Source organism: Paenibacillus sonchi, assembly GCF_016772475.1.
In the GTDB taxonomy this organism is placed as follows: Bacteria; Bacillota; Bacilli; order Paenibacillales; family Paenibacillaceae; genus Paenibacillus_AQ; species Paenibacillus_AQ sonchi.
The window spans coordinates 95,081-116,832 of record NZ_CP068595.1; the positions used below are offsets into that span (position 1 = coordinate 95,081).

General features: G+C 52.6%; 20 protein-coding genes, 2 tRNA genes and 2 pseudogenes. 8 read left to right on the plus strand and 16 right to left on the minus strand.

Annotation, left to right across the window (positions count from 1 at the left end):
- Positions 1–20 precede the first annotated feature (20 nt).
- The gene (locus tag JI735_RS00470; RefSeq protein WP_039837088.1) at positions 21–683 is read right to left on the minus strand and encodes a hypothetical protein; all 663 of its coding nucleotides are present in this window, start codon (positions 681–683) and stop codon (positions 21–23) included.
- A 204-nt stretch (positions 684–887) separates the two neighbouring features.
- On the opposite strand from JI735_RS00470, the gene JI735_RS00475 reads away from it, so the two are divergent.
- Positions 888–1,388, plus strand: coding sequence for a PH domain-containing protein (locus tag JI735_RS00475; RefSeq protein ID WP_051052017.1), 501 nt, complete (start codon positions 888–890; stop codon positions 1,386–1,388).
- A gap of 17 nt (positions 1,389–1,405) precedes the next feature.
- Here the strand turns inward: JI735_RS00475 and JI735_RS00480 are convergent, their stop codons facing one another.
- Positions 1,406–2,881 carry a glycosyl hydrolase gene (locus tag JI735_RS00480; RefSeq protein WP_039837095.1) on the minus strand — a complete coding sequence of 492 codons (1,476 nt, stop codon included), beginning with the start codon at positions 2,879–2,881 and terminating at the stop codon, positions 1,406–1,408.
- A gap of 264 nt (positions 2,882–3,145) precedes the next feature.
- On the opposite strand from JI735_RS00480, the gene JI735_RS00485 reads away from it, so the two are divergent.
- The 6 genes from JI735_RS00485 to JI735_RS00515 all read left to right on the plus strand — a co-directional run bounded on the left by JI735_RS00485 (position 3,146) and on the right by JI735_RS00515 (position 6,179).
- A complete protein-coding gene (locus JI735_RS00485) occupies positions 3,146–3,586 on the plus strand; it encodes a NucA/NucB deoxyribonuclease domain-containing protein (RefSeq protein WP_039837087.1) in 441 nt (146 codons plus the stop codon).
- A 239-nt stretch (positions 3,587–3,825) separates the two neighbouring features.
- Positions 3,826–3,963 (plus strand): hypothetical protein, encoded by a 138-nt coding sequence (locus JI735_RS00490; protein WP_202676928.1) that lies wholly within the window; start codon positions 3,826–3,828, stop codon positions 3,961–3,963.
- Between the two features lie 422 nt (positions 3,964–4,385).
- Positions 4,386–4,562 (plus strand): YjfB family protein, encoded by a 177-nt coding sequence (locus JI735_RS00500; protein ID WP_020427803.1) that lies wholly within the window; start codon positions 4,386–4,388, stop codon positions 4,560–4,562.
- Positions 4,563–4,675: 113 nt separating this feature from the next.
- Positions 4,676–5,218, plus strand: coding sequence for an ImmA/IrrE family metallo-endopeptidase (locus tag JI735_RS00505; RefSeq protein WP_039837085.1), 543 nt, complete (start codon positions 4,676–4,678; stop codon positions 5,216–5,218).
- Between the two features lie 83 nt (positions 5,219–5,301).
- Positions 5,302–5,463 (plus strand): hypothetical protein, encoded by a 162-nt coding sequence (locus JI735_RS00510; protein WP_155990357.1) that lies wholly within the window; start codon positions 5,302–5,304, stop codon positions 5,461–5,463.
- A gap of 326 nt (positions 5,464–5,789) precedes the next feature.
- A complete protein-coding gene (locus JI735_RS00515) occupies positions 5,790–6,179 on the plus strand; it encodes a hypothetical protein (protein WP_039837084.1) in 390 nt (129 codons plus the stop codon).
- 204 nt (positions 6,180–6,383) lie between these two features.
- On the opposite strand, the gene JI735_RS00520 is transcribed toward JI735_RS00515, so the two are convergent.
- From JI735_RS00520 to lspA, 13 genes and pseudogenes are all read right to left on the minus strand, one after another.
- Positions 6,384–6,457, minus strand: a tRNA-Ile gene (locus JI735_RS00520).
- A gap of 47 nt (positions 6,458–6,504) precedes the next feature.
- A tRNA-Met gene (locus JI735_RS00525) sits at positions 6,505–6,581 on the minus strand.
- An 83-nt stretch (positions 6,582–6,664) separates the two neighbouring features.
- Entirely contained in the window at positions 6,665–6,829 is a 165-nt protein-coding gene (locus JI735_RS00530; RefSeq protein WP_019909365.1) for a hypothetical protein, read from the minus strand.
- Positions 6,830–7,019: 190 nt separating this feature from the next.
- Positions 7,020–7,667, minus strand: coding sequence for an orotate phosphoribosyltransferase (gene pyrE / locus JI735_RS00535; RefSeq protein ID WP_039837083.1), 648 nt, complete (start codon positions 7,665–7,667; stop codon positions 7,020–7,022).
- Positions 7,664–8,443: an orotidine-5'-phosphate decarboxylase gene (gene pyrF, locus JI735_RS00540; protein WP_202677600.1), complete on the minus strand. Its 780-nt coding sequence runs from the start codon at positions 8,441–8,443 to the stop codon at positions 7,664–7,666. Before pyrF ends, pyrE begins: the two co-directional genes overlap by 4 nt.
- Positions 8,444–8,625: 182 nt before the next feature.
- Positions 8,626–11,847, minus strand: coding sequence for a carbamoyl-phosphate synthase large subunit (carB, locus tag JI735_RS00545; protein ID WP_202676929.1), 3,222 nt, complete (start codon positions 11,845–11,847; stop codon positions 8,626–8,628).
- Between the two features lies 1 nt (position 11,848).
- Positions 11,849–13,026 (minus strand): annotated as a pseudogene (carA, locus tag JI735_RS00550) (glutamine-hydrolyzing carbamoyl-phosphate synthase small subunit).
- A 135-nt stretch (positions 13,027–13,161) separates the two neighbouring features.
- A complete protein-coding gene (locus JI735_RS00555; RefSeq protein ID WP_039837070.1) occupies positions 13,162–14,442 on the minus strand; it encodes a dihydroorotase in 1,281 nt (426 codons plus the stop codon).
- 103 nt (positions 14,443–14,545) lie between these two features.
- Positions 14,546–15,453: pseudogene (locus tag JI735_RS00560) on the minus strand (aspartate carbamoyltransferase catalytic subunit).
- 2 nt (positions 15,454–15,455) lie between these two features.
- Complete coding sequence (gene pyrR, locus JI735_RS00565; RefSeq protein ID WP_039837068.1) at positions 15,456–16,037, minus strand: bifunctional pyr operon transcriptional regulator/uracil phosphoribosyltransferase PyrR; 582 nt, start codon at positions 16,035–16,037, stop codon at positions 15,456–15,458.
- 1,425 nt (positions 16,038–17,462) lie between these two features.
- Complete coding sequence (locus JI735_RS00575) at positions 17,463–18,716, minus strand: LL-diaminopimelate aminotransferase (RefSeq protein ID WP_025707720.1); 1,254 nt, start codon at positions 18,714–18,716, stop codon at positions 17,463–17,465.
- Positions 18,717–18,912: 196 nt separating this feature from the next.
- Positions 18,913–19,887, minus strand: coding sequence for an RluA family pseudouridine synthase (locus JI735_RS00580; RefSeq protein ID WP_039837056.1), 975 nt, complete (start codon positions 19,885–19,887; stop codon positions 18,913–18,915).
- Entirely contained in the window at positions 19,880–20,383 is a 504-nt protein-coding gene (gene lspA, locus JI735_RS00585) for a signal peptidase II (RefSeq protein WP_039837055.1), read from the minus strand. Before lspA ends, JI735_RS00580 begins: the two co-directional genes overlap by 8 nt.
- A gap of 243 nt (positions 20,384–20,626) precedes the next feature.
- Here lspA and JI735_RS00590 point away from each other — a divergent pair, with 243 nt between their 5' ends.
- A complete protein-coding gene (locus tag JI735_RS00590) occupies positions 20,627–21,358 on the plus strand; it encodes a TraR/DksA C4-type zinc finger protein (RefSeq protein WP_039837052.1) in 732 nt (243 codons plus the stop codon).
- 89 nt (positions 21,359–21,447) lie between these two features.
- Here the strand turns inward: JI735_RS00590 and JI735_RS00595 are convergent, their stop codons facing one another.
- Complete coding sequence (locus JI735_RS00595; protein ID WP_154969396.1) at positions 21,448–21,750, minus strand: DUF5665 domain-containing protein; 303 nt, start codon at positions 21,748–21,750, stop codon at positions 21,448–21,450.
- Positions 21,751–21,752: the final 2 nt, after the last annotated feature.

Below are 21,752 nucleotides of genomic sequence, written 5' to 3' on the forward strand. Positions count from 1 at the left end.
TACCTTAGCAGGGTTTCGCTTTATTTAATCTCTGTTACGGAAGTTCCCTTACCGGTCTGCGGATTCACCTGGATATCTGTTGTGCCAGTGTTGGCTTGGCTGTCTGTATCCGGCTGAGAATCCGCAGCAGTCCCGGTCCCTGCACCAGCCAGCGTGTCCGTGGCCGCACTTCCCGGTTCAATCAGCCCTGCCGCCACTCTGGCCTCATTCAGCTTGGAGATGCCATACAGCATCGCCACATCCGCCTGCTGGTTCATGTCCTGGAATTCCTCGGCAGTAACATCCGGGGAAACCGCACTTTTCGAGGCTTTCTCCTTGATGGAATACGCACTCTGGAACGCAATTACCGATTCTTTAAGCAGCTTCCGGATGTTCTCCGGCAGGCTTTTGGAGATCTTCACATCCTTGACTTCATCGGCGATATCCGAAGCGGTGTCCTGAAAATCATCCACTGCTTTCTCCATCTCACTGTCACTGGCTTTTCCTGTTGAATACGAAGTTAAGGCTGTGTTGAATGCCTCCAATGAGGACTTGCCCATTTCATCGAACTTTGACATTTCATTATAAAAATTTTGCACGTTCTCCTGCACCTCTTCATGGGAAGCAGGCGCTAAGTTATTATTGCTGCAGGCGCTTAGAATTCCAACCATCATCAGCAACGCCGCCAGTAAGGCTTGTCTCATATTAAGTATCCCTCCACTTAACAGAATAATAGCGAGTTTTGTAAAGTGCAACTGAAAATAATGTAAAAGTAGCAGAGATGAAACTTTTTGCAGAATTGAAGCGTATTTTGGGCAGATACAAACAACAAAGATCCCCAGTAGTGACTGGAAATCCTTGTTATACTATAATGATTTCAACATGAATGATAGAGAGGAAGATAGCTTATGCCTTACTGCACAAGCTGTGGCGCAGAATACAAGCAAGGGGCCAAATTTTGCGGAGAATGCGGCGCAAGCACTACCGGAGGCGCAGCTGCACCTGAACGCCGGGAGGCATCCGGAGCAGCACCAGGTTCCGGCTCCGGACCTGAAACAAAGTTGTGGCAGGGCAAGCCGGCCGGCATCTCCGACCGCATCAAAGGCATCGTGCGCCTGAATACAACCACATACACCATCACCAGCCAGCGCATTATGGTCAAAACCGGGCTGATCGGGAAGGACGTGGAAGAAATCGAGCTGCTGCGGGTCAATGATTTTTCTGTGGCCCAGTCCATACCCCAGCGAATACTGGGTATCGGAACACTTACAGTATTCTCGGATGATGCTTCATCGCCACAGCTGCTTTTCCACCGGATCCGCCAGCCCCAAACGGTGAAGGATGTGCTGCGCCAAGCCGTACGCAATGAGAAAATCGCCAACAATATCAGCTACCGGGAACAAATCTGACCCGCTGGCCAACCTGTTTAAGGAAGATAGAATGCCCCGGCCGGAATGACGCTTTTCACCTGGCTGGGGCTTTCCCACATCAGTACCACCCGCGCATCCCCCTGGTTCTCATAATACTCCACCTTCAGCTCATGCAGCTTCCCGGCAATCAGATTCACCTGTCCCTGCCGCTCCTGTCCGCTCTGCTTCATCCAGCTGTCAATCACCAGCACCCCGTCAATCCACACGCGGATGCCGTCGTCCGAGGACGAATAAATCGTGTAGCTCTCCGTGTATGCGGCACTCAGCCTGCCGCTCCAGCGCACCGAGAAGGAATCAGCAGGGAGTGCCGGATCGGGAGCCGCCTGCCGCCAGTTATAGTTAATGCCGGAATCGGTCCGGGTGATCGCCGGCGTGCCGCTGAGCGATGCATTGCTGTAATATTGCCCGTACAGGCCCGGCATGGGGCCAGCTTCAGACATAGAGGCATACTGCGCCGCCTTCGCCGCGTATTCCTTCCTGGTGAGCACAAAGGAATCGTTCATAAAAGCCTTGATGACCGCATCGCTGTTCTTCTCATACAGCAGCTTTCCCCAGCTCATCTGGTAGGACCATTTACGCTGGGTTTTGGCCAGCACCGCCGGGGACGGAAGCTCCCCGTTCTCGCCTATGGCGATCAGCTTGCCGCGTCCCAGATTCCACATGGCATCATGGTGGCTCTGCTTGAAATCCGCTTCATAGATATCCAGCGCCAACACATCCACCTTGCCGGCACCAGGGTAATAGTCGGCCGGTTCATCGGACCACTGGTTTTTGGCATTGGGACTCCACACCCACAGCAGATTATGCAGCTTGTGATAGACTGTGTACCGGTCGAACATGAGGTTCCACAACTTGCTGAACGAGCTTTTTTGGCCCCACCAGAACCAGCCGCCGTTCATCTCATGGTAGGGACGCCAGAGCACCGGCACGCCCGCATTAGCAAGCTTTTTCAAAGACTGTGCTGTCTTGTCCAGCTCCGCGATCAGCGCTTTGTACTTAACAGTACCCGGAGTAATATATTTGGCAAAATCCGCCTCGCTAAGGCTCATCGAGACATTCGACCAAGCCGGAGCGGTCCCCGGCAAATTCTGATGATAGCTCATGGTGACGATTCCGCCCGCCTGATGCCACCGGATTGCGCTGTCTACCACTGCCTGCCGCTGGCTGCTGATCTGTTGCTCCGTCTGATTCTCAATCGCCCCCAGCTCATAGCCGTGGAGCGCGGCATATTGTCCGCTGGTCGTCTTCAGCCTGGCGCTGAATTCATCCGGGCTCTCCAGATAATCATGCTGCCCGCTGATCATTCCTTGTCCCTGCAAGCGGTATAATGTTTGCAGCAGCTTCCGGGCCGGAGACGCAAGCGCAGCATCTGCAGGGGCCATCTGCACATTCCGGAATGCCGCCTGCCATTGTACATCCCCGACCAGCCGTGATGCAGATTCCAGCAAATCCCGAAGGATACGCGATTCCATCTTTTCCACCATCCTATCCCTTTTTTCTACATCTTATGGGAAACTGTCGGACAAGTGCACGGCGAATTGACATAAAACCGGCATAAATATGCAGCACGCATTAAAAAATCTGTTATATCCGTTCTCCCTTCTTTTGCTAATTTCAGTATTCTAAAGGAAGCTATAATTAAGCTATACTGATTAAGTCTACGCTTATGGAAGCAGTGTCTCACCCTCTTGAGCCATGCTTTCAGCTTAGCTATCAAAAATTTAGGAGGCAGCAACGTGAAGTCCAAGAAATTCATCCCAAGTCTCATCATCACAGTGCTGCTCTTGATTGCCGCTTACTGGTTCGAACAGAACGGTGATCTGCCTGGCAGCCGGCCGGCTGCAGAAGATACAGACGTTGTCCAGTTGATGTTCCCGAGCGACCGTTTCCCGGAGACGGCCCGCCACATTCAGGAAGCTATCCGCAGCGGGGAGTCTAGTATCTGCACGATTGACCGGCAGGAAGCAGACGAAAACCGCAAGGAATCTCTAAAGGGGGTGCCCACCAAAAAAGGCTATGACCGTGACGAATGGCCGATGGCCATGTGCGAGGAAGGCGGCAGCGGAGCCGACATTGAATACATAACGCCTAGCGACAACCGGGGCGCCGGAAGCTGGGTTGGCAACCAGCTGGAGGGACTGCCCGACGGTACGCGGGTAGAATTCATGTTTAAATAGCGGGGATGATGTCAATAATCCCGATTGCCTGCCCGGTCAGCTTTTCCATACCATATCCTATGTGCTCACATTAACCCCTTCCTCTAAAGAAACAGGAATAGTTGTATGCAACACATGCGAACAAACGTTCCTTATGCAACTATGCAGATAAAAGGCGTAAAATAGGTGGGGTATTATTTCACACGCGGAGAGCTAGGGTGTTCTATATCTGTTATCGGGGGAAAAAACTGTATGGCCCTATGTCTGAAGAGGAGGCCTTAAAAGAATGGTTTGCGCTTGCAGGAACGGTCAGGGAACTGTATATCATTGAAACGGATGAGGCCACAGGAAAAATCAAACGCCAGATCGGACCTTCTGCCCGCAGGAAAAAGAAATAGAAATAGCCCTATCCGGCACTTTGCCAGACAGGGCGGCACTGGCTGATGAAATGTTTAGAATATACAGGCTTTAGTGATAATAACCAGCAAAATGAACAATACCAGAATTGCACCTGTGGAAGTAAAAGGACTGCAAACCGGCACTACTGGACCCTGATTCACACCACCAACATTATTACAACCGCAACCATAATCTGCTCCCATCATTCATTCCTCCTCACAAATATTGACTACAGCACAGAATATGTAGAAGGGAAACAGGCCGTATGGGCCAATCGGCAAAGAAATACCATTCACCTAATCAATTGTGCCCGTGCAGTCGATATACTAAGGGAAGCCAATAAACCTAAGTTTTGCTTTCGGAGCAGGTTTTACGGTATTCAGGGCATAACGCTCACTAACTTTGTTTAGGAGGTGCGAAAATGGATATTGCCGCTCTATCGGTATCGATGAACCAGGCCGGTCTGAAACAGGCTGTAGGCCTGCAGGTGCTCAGCATTGCCAAGAATCAGGCTGAAATCCAGGGTCAGAATTTAGCGCAAATGCTTTCACAGAGCTTGGACCCAAACTTAGGAAAAACACTTGATATTAAGGTTTGATTGCTTTATGCTAAGATACATAAGAACACAGGTTCGCAGAACCCACTAAGCCCTCCGGGCTTTTCTTTTGGCCACAAATACGAACATACGATCTTATTTTCGAGGTGAAGCACATGCATTCCTATTATCAAATGACTGCTCTGGAGAAGTGGACGGAGGATTTGTATGAACGGCTGGAGATCGTGAAGCCGGCACAAATATCGATTGCCTATATTGCCGAGCGCCTGAATATCTGGGTTCATTATCTGGATGTGAGGAGTAAAGGGATCGAGGCCTCTGCCGGGATGTACAGCATGTTCATCGACAATCGGCTTCCTGAAGAACTGCAGCGCCTGGAATTCCTGCACGAGCTTTGCCACCTGCTCCGTCATGCCGGCAGCCACACACTGATGCCTGAGCAATTCACGCAAGCAGAGAAGGATGAATCGGAGCGGTTTATTCTGTATGCAGCCATGCCTTACTCTATGATCTCGAAGATGACACTGCCCGAGCTGCGGGAAGATGCGATTCAGGAGCTTGCCGCAGCTTTTCAGGTCCCTTGCGAGCTGGCTCTGCAGCGGATTGACCAGATTCAGCGCCGGGTATTCCAGGGACAGCTGATTGCCGTGATGGAGCGGAACGAGGACAGAAAATTAATCCACAGACATATTCGGTGAACGCAGCGGGGATAATAATACACATTATACAGAGCAGAGCCTCCAGACTAAAAGGCAAAATTAATCCGATAAGGGGGAGCAGTATGGAAGCCATCCAAGTTATCCAGCTATTATTAACCCACCCGGATTACAGCGTGGACGCAGTACACCCCGAAATCCCGGATTTTGTCGGCATCGAAGCCATTGAAGTAGATCATGAAACCCAGACCTTCTCCATTCTATTGCAGGAGCCGCAAGATGATTGATGTCTTAACATAAGCCATACAATCTGGCCGGCGAACCAAAAGTGGCCCTGCCGTAATCCGGCAGGGCCTATATATTTGAATCAGGGGATAACGCTGCATACCGGGCGATTTCCCCTTGTTGCCAGTCGGATTGATCCAGTAGATCAATAAAAGCTATCTATCCCTCCGTCAAGAGTTTGTCATATTTTATAACATAATTATGTTTTTGTTAGCTTAAATCCGTGTAAATAATACTATAATCGCCAAACCCTAAATATTTTTTACATAATTATGCATTCGGTGTGATTATATATACCGCAAACAGCCAGACTAGGAGATGACAGCTTTTGAAAATAACCCTTCCGCACGATGTCCCCCTGCACCTTTATATTCCGGTAGCCAAAGTGTTTTACCCTTTCCCTATTTATTTCCTGCGCCTGGCCGCTCCCGTCCCCTATGAAAAGAGCATCTCCAGAATCCTCAACTCATTGAACGAAAACAGCTATTCTTCCATTGATAAAGTGCAGAATGCCACGATTGGAGAACTGAGACAGGTTAGAAATTTCGGTGAAAAAGGACTTGTTATCCTTCTCGAGCTCTTGCACACCTTATCCCGGCAGCCTGAATTAGTCCTCGAAACCGAAAAGCTTGATCACAGCCTCCGTGCTGAACTGGATCATCTCAAGCAGGTGATGCCTGTAAAGTTGCAGCTGCTGGATATAGGGATTGAAGTGTAGTTATATGCGAAGAACAATAACGCCAAACGTCATATCCGAAAAAGAAGCAGCATGAGCGCCACATTCCTGCTGGGTGCTGCCATTCTGGCTTAGGCTGCAATATACCATTCCTGATTTTCTCCCTTGTTCTAGCCTCCTACTTCTAACTCCTGTATAGACATAAACATAGCAAAAACCCCTTGCTACGCAAGGGGTTTCGAGAAGTGGGCCCTACAGGACTCGAACCTGTGACCAATCGGTTATGAGCCGACCGCTCTAACCAACTGAGCTAAGGGCCCGGATCTAGGATTCCGTATATACAATGGCTGTCTGAGAAAATAAAAATTGGTTGCGGGGGCAGGATTTGAACCTGCGGCCTTCGGGTTATGAGCCCGACGAGCTACCGGGCTGCTCCACCCCGCGTCAGTAATCATATTCAAACAGCGACAATAGATAATATACATCATATCCGGGTCAAAAGTCAAGGATGATTTTGGTTAATGGGTTCAGGGCAGGAACCGTACCCCATAGCGGCCCTTGCGCGAACGGTATATTTCCACAAAACGCGGGTCATGGTAGCCGTAGATCCAGCCGTCCTGCTCCAGCCTCTTGGCCAGGCAGCCTGCTTGAAATCTTGTCCTGAACAGCTTCGCAAAGTAGATCCAATTCATCGTCCCCTCTTCTCCTTTTCACCAAGTGATGGCCTTCCGCTGTGAAGTTATTATACCCCGTTTCAGACGAAAATCTTAGGCCGAACCGGGAAGAGGGGCTGCCAAATTCTGTGTGGGTTTGCTTCAGACTGAAAACCCCTCACTGCTAAAGTGAGGGATTCGTATACTTATATGTCTGTATCCTGGGTTTTTACTTCTGCACACCAAACGATGCCGGATCTTTACGCCAGGATTGCAGCAGCTCCACATCCGTGTCGGCGATGGTTCCCTGCCCCAGGGCTACATCAATTAGAGTGGTGTAGTTGGACAGGGTCTGCAGCGGCACACCTGCTGCCGCGAACGCTTCGGTGGCGCGGTCCAGCTCGTAGCTGAAAATAGCCAGCACGACCAGCGGAACGCCTCCCGCTTCCTGTACAGCCTGAGCGGCCTTGATAGAGCTGCCGCCGGTGGAGATCAGGTCCTCGATTACAATGACCTTCTGTCCCGGGGAGATCAGGCCCTCGATCTGGTTCTGCTTGCCGTGGCCTTTGGCCTTGTCGCGGATGTAAGCCATCGGCAGGTTCAGCTTGTCTGCTACCCAGGCCGCATGCGGGATGCCCGCAGTAGCTGTGCCTGCAATAACTTCAGCATCCGGGTAGGTGCTGGCAATTGTCTCGACGAAGGCGTCGGCGATGTAGCCCCGGACTTCCGGGAAGGACAGTGTCAGACGGTTATCACAGTAGATAGGTGATTTAATGCCGGAGGTCCAGGTAAAAGGGTCCTGCGGACGCAGCGCTACCGCACCGATCTTCAGCAGGTAACGGGCAATTTGTTCACTTTTATTCAATAATGGGCTCATGCTTGGGTCATCTCCTCAATAATGGTAAGTGCGGCCTGGCGCGGATCTGCTGCCGCCGTAATCGGTCGTCCGACGACCAGGAAGTGGCTGCCCTGGCGGATCGCTTGACCAGGTGTCATGACACGGGACTGGTCATCCAGGGAAGCTCCGGCAGGACGTATCCCAGGCGTCACTGTACGGAAGTCCGGGCCGCAGGCAGCAGCAATGACTGCCGCTTCCTGCGGGGAGGCCACAACGCCGTGCAGGCCCGCCTCAGCCGCTAGCCTGGCATACCGCACAACGGTGTCCTTTACCGTCCCGGATATGCCGATCTCACGGTTCATCATCTCCTGGCTGGTGCTTGTAAGCTGTGTGACTGCGATAATGAGCGGAATATGCAGCGACGGGTGCAGGCTGACGGCCTTGGCCGCACCTTCGAGCGCAGCAGCCATCATCGCCGTTCCCCCGGCTGCGTGCACGTTGAACATATCCACGCCCAGCAGGGTCAGGCTCTCTGCCCCGCCGCGAACGGTGTTGGGGATATCATGCATTTTGACATCCAGAAAGACGGAATAACCGCGCGCCTTCAGCTCTCTGATGAAGCCGGGGCCTGCTGCATAAAACAGCTGCATGCCCACCTTCATATAACATGGAATGCCTTCCAGCTTATCGATTAACAGACTCGCCTGTTCCACATCCGGAACATCGAGGGCAACCATCAGCCGCCCGGCCATTTCCTCCCGCTTTTCAACTTGTGCAACCGTCTCAAGCCCATGCTGCGTGGCAGCCTGCTCCATTTGCCGATCCTCTCCCTTTGTCATCGATCCAACGCTCCTTGCCATGCGGTACACCGCATGTTTTATTTACGCATAAGGGTATGTTCTGTCAGGGATTTTGTCCCCGGGCACAGCGGAACGGTCTGCGCTAACGCAAACCGTCCCTGTAGCCGCCCAAAAGGCGGCCTGGTTCATTTCATCCATTATTGTCCGACAAAAGCAGGCATCGACTGCGACGAGAAGTTGATCGTCTGAAGCATTCTCAGCAGTGCAGTTACGGTATCGAGCGAAGTCATACATACGACGCCGTTCTCTACCGCTTCACGGCGGATGCGGAAGCCGTCGCGCTCCGGTGTTTTACCTTTGGTCAGGGTATTGAAGACGAAGTTGGCTTGACCGCTGCGAATCAGATCGAGGATGGTCGGCTCTCCCTCATCCAGCTTATTGACGTTCATCACGTTCAGGCCCGCTTGTTCAAGCGCAAGGGCCGTGCCGCCGGTGGCAATGATTTTGTAGCCCATGGCGTGGAAGCCCTTCATCAGCTCTACGGCTTCGGCCTTGTCTTTGTCCGCAACCGTTACGATGATGGCTCCGGTGGCTGGAATTTTCATGCCTGCCCCGATCAGCCCTTTGTAGAGGGCTTTGGCATACAGTTTATCGCGGCCCATAACCTCGCCGGTCGATTTCATTTCCGGTCCGAGTGTAGGCTCTACTCTGCGCAGCTTGGCAAAAGAGAACACCGGCACTTTGACCGAAACATAGTCGCTCTCCGGCCACAGGCCTTCAGTGTAACCCTCCTCTTTCAGCTTGCCGCCGAGAATGGTTTTGGTGGCCAGATGGGCCATCGGAATGCCGGTCACCTTGCTGAGGAAAGGAACCGTACGCGAGGAGCGCGGGTTGACCTCGATGACATACACTTCATTTTGATAAATGACAAACTGGATATTCACCAGCCCGACCGTTTTCAATTCTTTGGCGATCTTGATCGTGATGTCAGCGATCTTCTGCTTCAGGCCTTCATCCAGATACTGCGGAGGATATACGGCGATGGAGTCGCCGGAGTGAACCCCTGCGCGCTCAACATGCTCCATGATGCCCGGGATGACTACCGTCTCGCCGTCGCAGATGGCATCGACTTCAACCTCTTTGCCCAGCATGTAACGGTCGATCAGCACCGGATGCTCCGGATTGACCTTCACTGCTTCAGCCATGTAGTTCAGCAGCTCCGTATCATTGTATACGATCTCCATGGCACGGCCGCCCAGTACATAAGAAGGACGGACCAGCACCGGATAGCCAAGCGATTGAGCAGTCTCTACCGCTTCATCGATGTTGATGACCGTTTTGCCCTTCGGTTGGGCGATATCCAGACGGGCCAGCAGCGCTTCGAACTTCTTGCGGTCCTCGGCTTCATCGATGCTGTCCAGGCTGGTGCCCAGAATATTCACACCGGCCGCAGCCAGCGGTGCAGCCAGGTTAATTGCCGTCTGGCCGCCGAATTGGACGATGACCCCGATTGGATTTTCCTGGGCAATAACATTCATGACATCCTCAAAGAACAGCGGTTCAAAGTACAACCGGTCCGAGGTATTGAAGTCCGTAGAAACTGTCTCCGGATTGTTATTGATAATTACAGCTTCATAGCCGGCTTTTTGAATCGCCCAAACCGCATGAACCGTAGAATAGTCGAATTCGATGCCCTGGCCGATGCGGATCGGACCGGAGCCCAGCACGATTACTTTCTGCTTATTGGAATGAATAACCTCATTCTCAGTTTCGTAGGTCGAGTAATAGTATGGCGTAGAGGCTTCGAATTCAGCGGCGCAGGTATCCACCATTTTGAATACCGGAACCAGCCCCTGCTGCAGACGCAGCACGCGCACCTCGGATTCCTTCGTCTGCTCAAGGCCAGGACGTCCTTCGGCGCGGATCTCGGCAATCGCTCGGTCAGTGAAACCCTTGCGCTTCGCTTGATAGAGTGTTTCCGGCGACAGTGCTGCTTCGCTGCGGATCACCTCTTCAAAGTTCACCAGGCCTTCGATCTTGGAGAGGAACCACCAGTCCACGCTGGTAATATCCTGAATCTCCTGCAGGCCGTAACCACGGCGGAACGCTTCAGCAATCAGGAACAGGCGCTCATCATCTGCCTTGGCAAGTCTTGTGCGCAGCACACTGTCTTCCAGCTGCTCTGCGCCAGGAAGCCTGAAACGGTGGAGGCCGATTTCCAGGGAACGGATCGCCTTGTGAATCGACTCTTCGAAGGTACGGCCAATCGCCATAACCTCACCGGTTGCTTTCATCTGCGTGCCCAGCTTGCGGTTCGCATAGATGAACTTGTCAAACGGCCAGCGCGGAATTTTGCTGACGATATAGTCCAGTGTCGGCTCGAAGCAAGCATACGTCTGGCCGGTAACCGGATTGACGATTTCATCCAGCGTGTAGCCCAGGGCGATTTTGGCTGCCATCTTGGCAATCGGATAACCGGTAGCCTTCGATGCCAGCGCCGAGGAACGGCTGACACGCGGGTTCACTTCAATCACATAATACTGGTAGCTCTGCGGGTCGAGCGCGAACTGCACATTGCAGCCGCCTTCGATGTTCAGCGCACGGATGATCTTCAAGGAGGCGCTGCGCAGCATCTGGTACTCACGGTCCGACAGGGTCTGGCTTGGCGCTACGACAATACTGTCGCCTGTGTGTACGCCAACCGGGTCAAAGTTCTCCATGTTGCAGACCACGATACAGTTGTCGTTCGCGTCGCGCATCACCTCATATTCGACTTCCTTCATGCCGGCGATGCTCTTCTCCACTAAGCATTGGCCGATCGGGCTGTACCGGATACCTGCTTTGACAGTCTCGCGCAGCTCTTCCTCGTTGTCGCAAATCCCGCCGCCCGTTCCACCCAGCGTGTACGCAGGGCGGACGATCAGCGGGTAGCCGATTCCGGCTGCGAAGCCCATGGCTTCCTCCACACTGGTGATGATCGTACTCTCCGGTACCGGCTGCTCCAGCTCGCGCATCAGCTCGCGGAACAAATCGCGGTCCTCCGCCTTCTCGATGGATTCCAGCTGTGTACCCAGCAGCTTCACGTTCTCCTGCTCCAGTACGCCTGCGCGGGCCAGCTCCACAGCCATGTTCAGTCCGGTCTGTCCCCCCAGTGTTGGCAGCAGTCCATCGGGACGCTCCTGGCGGATAATCCCGGTCACAAATTCAAGGGTGATCGGCTCGATGTATACCTTATCCGCCATATTGGTATCGGTCATGATGGTAGCCGGGTTGCTGTTAATCAGCACAACCTCCACGCCTTCTTCTTTCAGCGCCTGGCAGGCCTGGGTTCCGGCATAGTCGAACTCGGCAGCCTGGCCGATGACGATCGGGCCGGAGCCGATGACGAGGATTTTCTTAAGCTTATCGTTCTTGGGCATGTTATAGCGCTCCTTTCACGGCTTCGAGCTGCGGTGTAATAGTTGGTGCCGTGATTCTGGCGTTGGCCGCAAGCTGCGCCTGGCGCGAGCCTGCCGGCGTCTTGGCCTTATGATCGGCAATCATTTGCAGGAAACGGTCGAACAAATAGCTGCTGTCATGCGGTCCCGGCGCCGCTTCCGGATGGTATTGCACCGAAAATGCGGGGTAACGGGTATGCTTCAGTCCTTCAACGGTCTTATCATTGTTGTTGATATGTGTCACTTCCAGGTCGGTCTTCCGCACAGACTCCTCGTTAACCGTGTAGCCATGGTTCTGGGAGGTGATGAAGCAGCGTCCGCTTTCGAGTTCTTTTACCGGATGGTTGCCGCCGCGGTGGCCGAATTTAAGCTTCTCCGTATCCGCACCGCAAGCCAGTGCGAACAATTGATGCCCCAGGCAGATGCCGAAGATCGGATATTCGCCGAGCAGCTCGGAGATCGTCTTCACGGCGTAAGGCACATCCTTCGGGTCCCCGGGGCCGTTGGAGAGCTGAATGCCGTCGGGATTCAGGCGGCGGATCTCATCTGCGGTCACATCATGCGGCACAACAACCACATCGCAGCCGCGGTTGTTCAGTTCACGCAGGATACCGGTTTTGGCGCCGTAATCGACAAGCACAATCCGCTCCTTGTTGCCAGGGCTGTTATAGGCTGCCGTAGTAGAGGTGCGGGCTACCTGGTTGCGCAGCTCTTCAATGGTCGTGTCACCCATCATTTCCATGAGCTCTTCCACACGCTTATTGGAGGTGGTAAGGATCGCCTTCATGGTGCCGTAATGGCGGATAATGCGGGTGAGCATCCGGGTATCAATTTCGCTGATTCCGGGAATGCCATATTCCTTCAGCAAATCGTCTACGCTGTATTCCGCGCGCCAGTTGCTCGGCACCGCCTCATGGCGGCGCACGACAAAGCCGTGCACGAATGGGCGCACAGATTCAAAATCATCGCGGGTGATGCCGTAGTTTCCGATCAGGGGTAAGTCATGGTCACGATCTGGCCGCAGTAGGAAGGGTCCGACAGCACCTCCTGATAACCCGTAATCCCTGTGTTAAAAACAACCTCCCCCGTCTTCTCGCCTTCCGCACCAAATGCGGTGCCGGTGAACAGCGTTCCGTCCTGAAGCAGCAATCTCGCCTGCATTTCCTTCCACTCCTTCTGGTTTCTGTAGTCTGGTTCTTATGTCTGGCCTCAATTAACCGGAGCAGGCGCACGAAAATGCCGCCGTATGTCAACCTGCCCCATACAGCCGGCAGCTTCGTCCTACCCGTCCGTCCGTTATTCTTCAGTCCATACGGCTGTGCCGTTTACCCATGTTTTGACCGGCCAGCCTTTAAGCTTCCATCCGCCAAAAGGTGTATTGCGTCCTTTGCTGGCAAACGAAGCGGGATCAACTTCCTTTTCTTCCGTAAGATCAATCAGTGTCAGGTCCGCAGGCAGCCCAACCGTGAGGCTGCCTGTATTCAGCCGGAATACCCGGGCCGGATCAGCCGTCATGCGCTGTACCAGCAGCGACAGGTCCCATTTGCCGGTTGCGACAAAAGCGGTATACAGCAGCGGGAACGCTGTCTCAAAGCCCACGATGCCGAATGGCGCAAGCTGCATGCCTTTGGCTTTTTCTTCTTCGCTGTGCGGTGCATGATCGGTAACGATAATATCGATTGTACCGTCCAGGAGCCCGGCGATGCAGGCCTCCACATCGCGGCGCGAGCGCAGCGGCGGGTTCATTTTCCAATTGGCGTCCAGCCCCGGAATGTCTTCTTCCGAGAGCAGCAGATGATGCGGGCATACCTCTGCGGTCACCTTAATGCCGATCTCCTTCGCCTGGCGGATCAGCCGAACAGATTGTTCTGTGCTGACATGGCAGACATGGTAGTGTACCCCGGTTGCCTCAGCGAGCAGAATATCACGTCCGACATGAATGGCCTCCGATTCATTCGGTATCCCCTTCAATCCATGCTTGGCGGCAAAAGTGCCTTCGGCTACCGCGCAGCCTTCCACCAGCGAGTTGTCTTCACAGTGGGCAATCACCGGCATATCCAGCCCTGCCGCGATCTTCATCGCATCCTTCATCATCTGGGCGCTCTGTACACCCACGCCGTCATCCGTGAAGCCAATCGCTCCAGCCTCTTTCAAGGCGGCAAAATCAGTCAGCTCACGTCCAAGCTCATTCTTCGTAATGGCTGCGTATGGCAGCACCTTCACCAGTCCGGCTTCAGCGGCTTTATCCTTCACGAACTGTACAATTTCCGGACTGTCCGTTACAGGGCGGGTATTCGGCATACAGGCGATTGTAGTGAATCCGCCTTTTGCTGCTGAACGTGCTCCAGTTTCGATGGTTTCCTTATGCTCAAAACCCGGCTCGCGCAGATGCACATGCATATCGATCAGCCCCGGAATCAGCAGTCTGCCTTCCGCTTCAATCATCTCTCCGGCTTCATCCACAGCCTCGCTGCCGTCCTTGATTGCGGAGATAATTCCATCCTGCACCACGATATGTTTGCGCTCTAGCACACCTTCCCTATTCAGTACACTGGCGTTCTTGATGATCACGGTTATGATTCTCCTTTTACCCGCAGGCGTTCGGCCGCGAGCTCTGTAGTTATTATATAATAAAAATTCATCTTTGTGTATAATTATTAAACAGATTGTGTCAGGTTTTTTAGTGTATCGCTCTTTCAATTACGGCCATGCGCACAGGCACGCCGTTAGCCATCTGAGGGAAGATCCGCGATTTGTCGCTTTCCACCACGGCATCATCAATTTCGACATTCCGGTTCACCGGTGCAGGGTGCATGATAATGGTATTCTTGTCCAGTTTCGCGGCACGTTCTTCCGTGAGCCCGAACTGCTTCCGGTACTCGTCTGCGGATTGGAGGATACCCGTTGCATGGCGCTCCAGCTGCACACGCAGCATCATGACCACATCCGCTTTCAGCGCTTCCTCCATAGTTACATAAGGCGCGAACTCGGCCAGCTCGGGAGCTTTCATATTATCGGGAGCGCAGAACTGAACCTTGGCGCCCATCTTCGTCAGTCCCCAGAGGTTCGAGCGGGCCACCCGGCTATGCATAATATCTCCGATAATCGACACTTTGAGGCCCTTAAGTTCACCAAAATTTTTGCTCATGGTGTATAGATCCAGCAGCGCCTGTGTCGGATGCTCGTTATTGCCGTCCCCGCATTGATCAGCGGGATGGACACCTTCTCCGCCAGCAGCTGCAGCACCCCGGCAGGCTTCAAACGCACAACTCCAGCGTCGATCCCCATCGATTCCAGCGTACGCACGGTGTCGTAGATCGATTCGCCTTTTTCTACACTGGAAGCCGCAGCCGTAAAGTTCAGGACCTGAACACCCAGGCGTTTCTCAGCCATTTCGAAGGAAAACCGGGTCCGCGTGCTGTTCTCAAAAAACATGTTCGCTACAAAATGTGATCTCAGCACCGGTGTCAGCTTCTCGGCTTGATTGTCCCAGTAGGCCGTTCTGTTCAAAAGCTGGAGGATTTCCGTCCGGTCCAATTCCTTAATCCCCAGCAGACTGCGTTCCTTCACCTTGGTTGCTGCCATCATTGTCATCGTTCCTCCCGGTTGGAAATAATGTAAACCTCATCCTTGCCGTCGAACTCGGTCAGCGCCACTTCGATCTGCTCATGTCTGGAGGTAGGTACGTTCTTGCCGATGTAGTCCGGCCGGATCGGAAGCTCACGGTGACCACGGTCTGCAAGCACAGCCAACTGGATCATCCGGGGCCGTCCGCAATCCATCAATGCGTCCATGGCAGCGCGAATCGTGCGTCCGGTGTACAGGACATCATCGAACAAAATCACTTTCTTGTCCTGGATGCCGTTGCAGCCAGCCGGCAGGGTCAGATTGCTGTTCACCACCGTACGGTCCATGGCTTCGCGGTTATCGCCGCCCCCCTCACGGTCATCGCGGTAGTGCGTGATGTCCAGCTCGCCGTATGGAATATCGACGCCTTCAATCTCCTTAATGCGTTCGGCAATCCGCTGCGCCAGATACACTCCCCGTGTGCGGATGCCCACCAGCAGGCAATTCTCAATACCTTTGTTCTTCTCCAAAATCTCATGGGCAATGCGCGACAGCGCCCGGCGGATTGCCGTTTCGTCCATAATCACATTTTTTTCAGTAACCATCATCCCTGCCATCCTCCTGCTTGATCGCCTGTTCAAGTTCCCCGGATAACAAAAAACTCCTTGCCCGAAGCAGGCAAGGAGTGAAATCCGCAGATTCAAAAAGATGGCGTGCCCGCGCGCATAAAAGAACCCTCCGTAGACATACGGATTCCTCTCTTCATGACGCGAACCTCGATTCACGTTACCTTGCCAGCCTCACGGGACTGAATTAAAGGCGCATATTCAACTACAAGGATTATGACAGATGTTGCGGCGGGTGTCAAATAGGGGAGTGAACAAAAAAACTGTTGTTATGGTGAAAGGCGTAACTCCGGTGAATGTTTGGACTTCCGGCCGCTGTTGTCTCCAGATGTTCTGAATATAGTCGCTGGTAGCGGACAACATCCGGAGACAAAGGCGGACGCTACCGCTCCTACAGTTCCAAACTTCCCCTCCGTTACTTCGCACCATAAAATCAGGCTTTTAGTTCAATAGCTTAAAGCAAAAAAGCCAGCTTCTTTATCACGAAGCTGGTGGGTAATTAGCGGCTGAAGAAGGAAGGGTGGCTGGGTAGAAATGTTGTACAGAAAGCATAATATAGCCCCCATAAGTAAGCTAAAAGCAAAAGTTGTTGCAAGAAATGCAGGATTACCAGCGGATTGAGCGCAAAAATATTGAGAATGTTGCACTACATGCAGGATTTGAGCAGATGAGGCGCTCATAGTGAAGAAAAGTTGTAATCTTTACAAAAAATTCACTTCGAAGCTGGAAATAGAGAATTTAATCTTTTCCTCCCGTCCCCCCGATAAGCGCACAACCGCCGAGAAATGAGAAGGATAATTTATTGCGTGAAGCATATAAATTATATTTGAACAAAATCACCCAGGCAGGTGAATAACAACACGGAGCTTACCGCCGCAGGGATCTCCCCACCGCTCCAAAATCAACGGGGGCATACTGAAGACGGATCGTTGTATGATAGGAAGGCTTAGCGTTCTTTGACTTGCTTAGAGCTCATAGTTATACTACATGCACAACGCTCGCCCAGAGTGTTGTTAAACCACATACACAACCTTGCCCAAAAGTCCATTAAGACATGCATTGGGGACCGTATGATTATGGTGTGGGTCTTTCTGCGGACACGATGAGCTCCCTTCGCGATCTATCCGCAGCCGTTGCGGACAGGAAAGCCGTTATTGAAGGAAGATTCGTCCATTCCGCAGGACAACGGACTGAGATGCCTCTATTTGTCCTTTCCCCTTTTTTTCCAGGCTCCATCGAACGATATAACGGCTCCTCAGTCCGTAACTACTGAAAAAACAAGATTTTCGGCAAAATAAGGGCTCCTCAGTCCGCTTCAGTATATAAATTCTTATCTTGTAAAAAAAGCCGCCGCAGATTTCTCCGCAGCAGCCTTAAAAACTACATCGCTAAGCTTAATTAAAATTAAAATTCAAATTCAACGTCGCTAAGGCGTCTCTGAATTTCCGAGATGACGCGTTTCTCTTCTTCCTCGCCCTTGGCGATGAAGGTTACAGAGAAACGGACGAACGGGCCGGCATCATCCCATGGCACGGTGGAAATCAGCTTCTCGCGGATCAGGAACTGCGAGAAGTCTTCGCCGGATTCAAAACGGCGTCCGCCCTTAATGCCTTTTGGAGCAGCCACATAAAGGAAAAATGAGCCTTTTGGTTTCTCGGCAGAGAAGCCCAGGCTGTTCAGCGCATCCACCAGCATGTTGTGGCGGCGGGAATACTTGGCGGCAATCGCTTCGGTGATTTCAGGATGCTCCAGGCCATAAGCCGCTGCCTTTTGAATAGCGATAAATTGACCGGAATCATTGTTGTCCTTCACATCGCTGAACGCCTTGACTACCAGCGGGTTGCCGGCTACGAACCCGATTCTCCAGCCGGTCATGTTATAGGACTTGGACAAGGAGTGCAGCTCAACGCCGACATCCTTCGCACCCGGTACGGACAGGAAGCTGAGCGGCTTCATACCGTCATAGGTCAAGGCGGCGTATGGCGCATCGTGAATGACAACTACATCATATTTTTTCGCCCAGGCTACCACTTCACTGAAAAATTCAGGAGTTGCGCTGGCGCCCGTCGGGTTGTTCGGATAGTTCAGATAGATCAGCTTCGCTTTGCGGGCAACCTCTTCCGGAATGGAATTCAGGTCAGGCAGGAAGTTGTTTTCTTTCTTCAGCTCCACAGTGAACACTTGTCCACCCAGATATTTCGTGTGTGTGCCCAGCACCGGATAACCCGGAACTGTCATAATCGTAATGTCCCCCGGGTTAATGAAGCAGGATGGCAGCATCGCCAGCGCAGGCTTCGAACCAATGGAGTGCACGACCTCAGTTACAGGGTCAATGCCGTCCACTCTGAAAACTTCCTTCAGGTAAGCGGCGGCGGCGGCTTTGAACTCCGGGATTCCGTTGTCGGAATATCCGCGGTTTTCTTCTTTGGCGGCTTCTACCGCGAGTTTGGCGACGATCCCTTCGTCCGCCATTTCATCAGGCTCGCCCACACCCATATCAATCAGCTCAATATTCGGAAAATCCTGTTTCGCCGACGCTTTGGCGCGTTTGATTTTCTCAAATTTGTAGATGGCTGTATCTTTGCCATAATTCGCACCGCCGATGCGGTCCGCAAAATTAGTCTGAATGAAGGTCTCCTGATATTGTTCAATACTCATAATCTTTGCCTCATCTCCTGCTTTTTTTGTTCCTACATAAACTGAACTTATGATTTTTGTATTTCAGGATGGGCGTGACTCCAGAGAATGCCACTTTCCCTCTTATTCTTAATATCTCAAGTTCAATTTGTATATGTTCTAAATATGCCGCAAAGCCGCCTTCAAAACCATGGATTTATAATCACTTGATTTGTACTTATCTGCTCCGCAGAGCAAACAGCACTTCTTCCATATCGGCCGGAATGGGCGCACTGTACTCCATATATTCACCGGTGGAGGGATGCACAAACCCCAGAACAGCGGCATGCAGGGCCTGTCCGTTCATAGTCGTCCCTTTGCTGCGTCCGTAGATGGGATCTCCGACCAGCGGATGACCGATAAACTTCATATGCACACGAATCTGGTGCGTGCGTCCGGTCTCCAGCTGCAGCTCCAGCAGGGTACAATCCCCAAACCGCTCCAGCACGGTAAAATGGGTCACAGACCGTTTGCTGTTCTTCTCTGTTACGGTATAGAGCTTGCGGTCATGCGGATCACGGCCAATAGGCGCATCTACCGTACCTTGGTCATGGGACAGGTTACCGTGCACTACAGCGATGTAGCGGCGGGTTACGCTATGCTCCTTGAGCTGGGCTGCGAGCGATGCATGGCTGGCATCATTTTTAGCGGCCATAATCAGTCCGGAGGTGTCTTTATCAATACGGTGCACAATCCCCGGACGAATCTCGCCGTTAATGCCGGACAGGTCCTTGCAATGATACATCAGCGCATTGACCAGTGTGCCGGACGGATGGCCGACTGCCGGATGAACCACCATCCCGCGCGGTTTATTTACAACAATAACATCGCTGTCTTCATAGACCACTTCAAGCGGAATATCCTCCGCAATCAGGTCTGTTGCTTCAGCTTCCGGTACAGCAACTGCAACCACATCGCCTTCGGCCAGCTTATAGTTGGCTTTTACCGGAGCGCCGTTTACGGTTACATGTCCTCCGCTGATCCACATCTGCACCTGGGAGCGTGAAATGTCATCTTCCCAAGACTCTGTAATGTATTTATCGATCCGCTCCCGGGCATTCTCTCCGGCAACAGTCCATTCCGTGACGTCCCTTTCTTCTTCGAAGGCACCGGAGGGCACCTGCTGATTGACGTCCTTGTTCAACTCATTCATTCCCTTCCTTGACTTCCTTGGTTTCCTTAACCTCGTTGATTTCTTCTCCGCTCTTCATATCAAGCAGCGTATCCAGAATAATCAGCCCCACCCCGATCACGATGCAGGAATCCGCTACATTAAAGATCGGAAAGGTGTAGCTGCCGAAATTGAACATCAGGAAGTCAACAACCTCTCCGTTCAAAAGCCGGTCCAGAAAATTGCCTACAGCTCCGCCGAGTACCAGTGCCAGTGCAGTGGGCAGCAGCTTGCGGGTTGCTTTTGCCTTGTTCAAATACCAGACAATTCCGGACACAACGATAACGGTGACCACGACAAAAAACCACTGCTGTCCCTGAAGAATGCCAAAGGCAGCTCCTTGATTGCGGTGGGAGGTGATAATGAAAAAATCCTTGATAACCGGAATCTGCTCGCCGAGCTCCAGCCGGGTAGCAATCAAATACTTGGTACCCTGGTCTACCAAAAATACGATAAGCGCAATCAGATAGTACACCACAGAAGTTGTCACTCCGTTCTTATTTTTCCCGCTGCAGGCGGTACGAATACTGTATAAAGACTTGTATATTGTAGCACAGGCCTCGAGAAGCCGTCTATTGCAGGAGGACACAAAGCCCAAGGGACGGGCACTATTTTCCAGCGCTAAAAAAGGGGTTCCCCGGCCAAGCTATCAGAGAAACACAAGCCGGTGATCCCGGGTTTTGGAACGTTCGTCTTAAGCATTAGAAAGGAGCAACCTCCTATGAGCCATCTGACACCACAGCAGCTCTCCGGGCTGCGTGAAAACCTACTGCAGCAGCAGAAGGATATCCACCACAGACTGCAAAACAACGGGCATTACGGATTGCAGGATGCCATGCGCGACACGACGGGGGAGCTGTCCCAAATCGACAACCACCCCGGCGATGCCGCCACGGAGCTATACAGCCGCTCTATAGATATTTCCCTCCTGGAACGGGACGAGCATGAGCTGGATGAGATCGAAGCCGCACTTTCCGCCATGGAAGAAGGAACCTACGGGATCTGCGCTGTTTGCGGTCAAGCCATTTCAGTGGAACGCTTGTCAGCTGTTCCTGCCACCCGTTTCTGCAAAGAGCATAATCCCCGTCAAAGCTCGCCTTTCACAAGGCCTGCAGAAGAGGAATTTCTATCCCCGCCGTTTGGACGCACCAGTCTGGACGAACGCGGGGAACAGAACCGGTTCGACGGTGAAGACGCGTGGCAGATTGTTGAGAGCTGGGGCAGCTCCAATTCTCCAGCCATGGCCGAGGGCAATGACATTTCTTCTTATAATGATATGGAGATTGAAGCTGACGAAACCGAGGGCTTCGTGGAGCCTTGGGAGAACTTTATCGCTACCGACATCGCCGGGAACCATATGATGGTCATCAAGGGATCAAGCTACCGCCACTATATGGACAGCGAGGAAGGCAGCTACCTTCTCGATCCGCTGAGTAAAAAAGAAAGGGAGTAGCCTGGGGCTGCTCTTTTTTTACATATATTGGATCCCCCGCAAATTACGTGAATTAGCTTCCATGCAAAGGCACACTTTGCGGGGTTATTTTAAAAAGTCTTCAGCTCCAGTTGATGCTGTACAATCCGCACAATGTCTGCAATGTAATCGCCGATGATCGGCAGATTGAGCGCCCCAAGAACCTGAAGCACATAAATGATCGTTGCGGCAAAAAAAGTAAAGCCCAGCGCAATCCCCAACCCCCGCGCCGTTCCCGACAGTACATTCAGCCAAACCAGGCGCCAGGGTGAGTTCAGGAGCTGCGTGTATTCGGCAATCCGCGCTTTCTCCATCTGCTGGACCAGCCCGGTTGTCAGCCGGTAGACCGCATTCAGCTTTTCTTCCGGCGGAATCT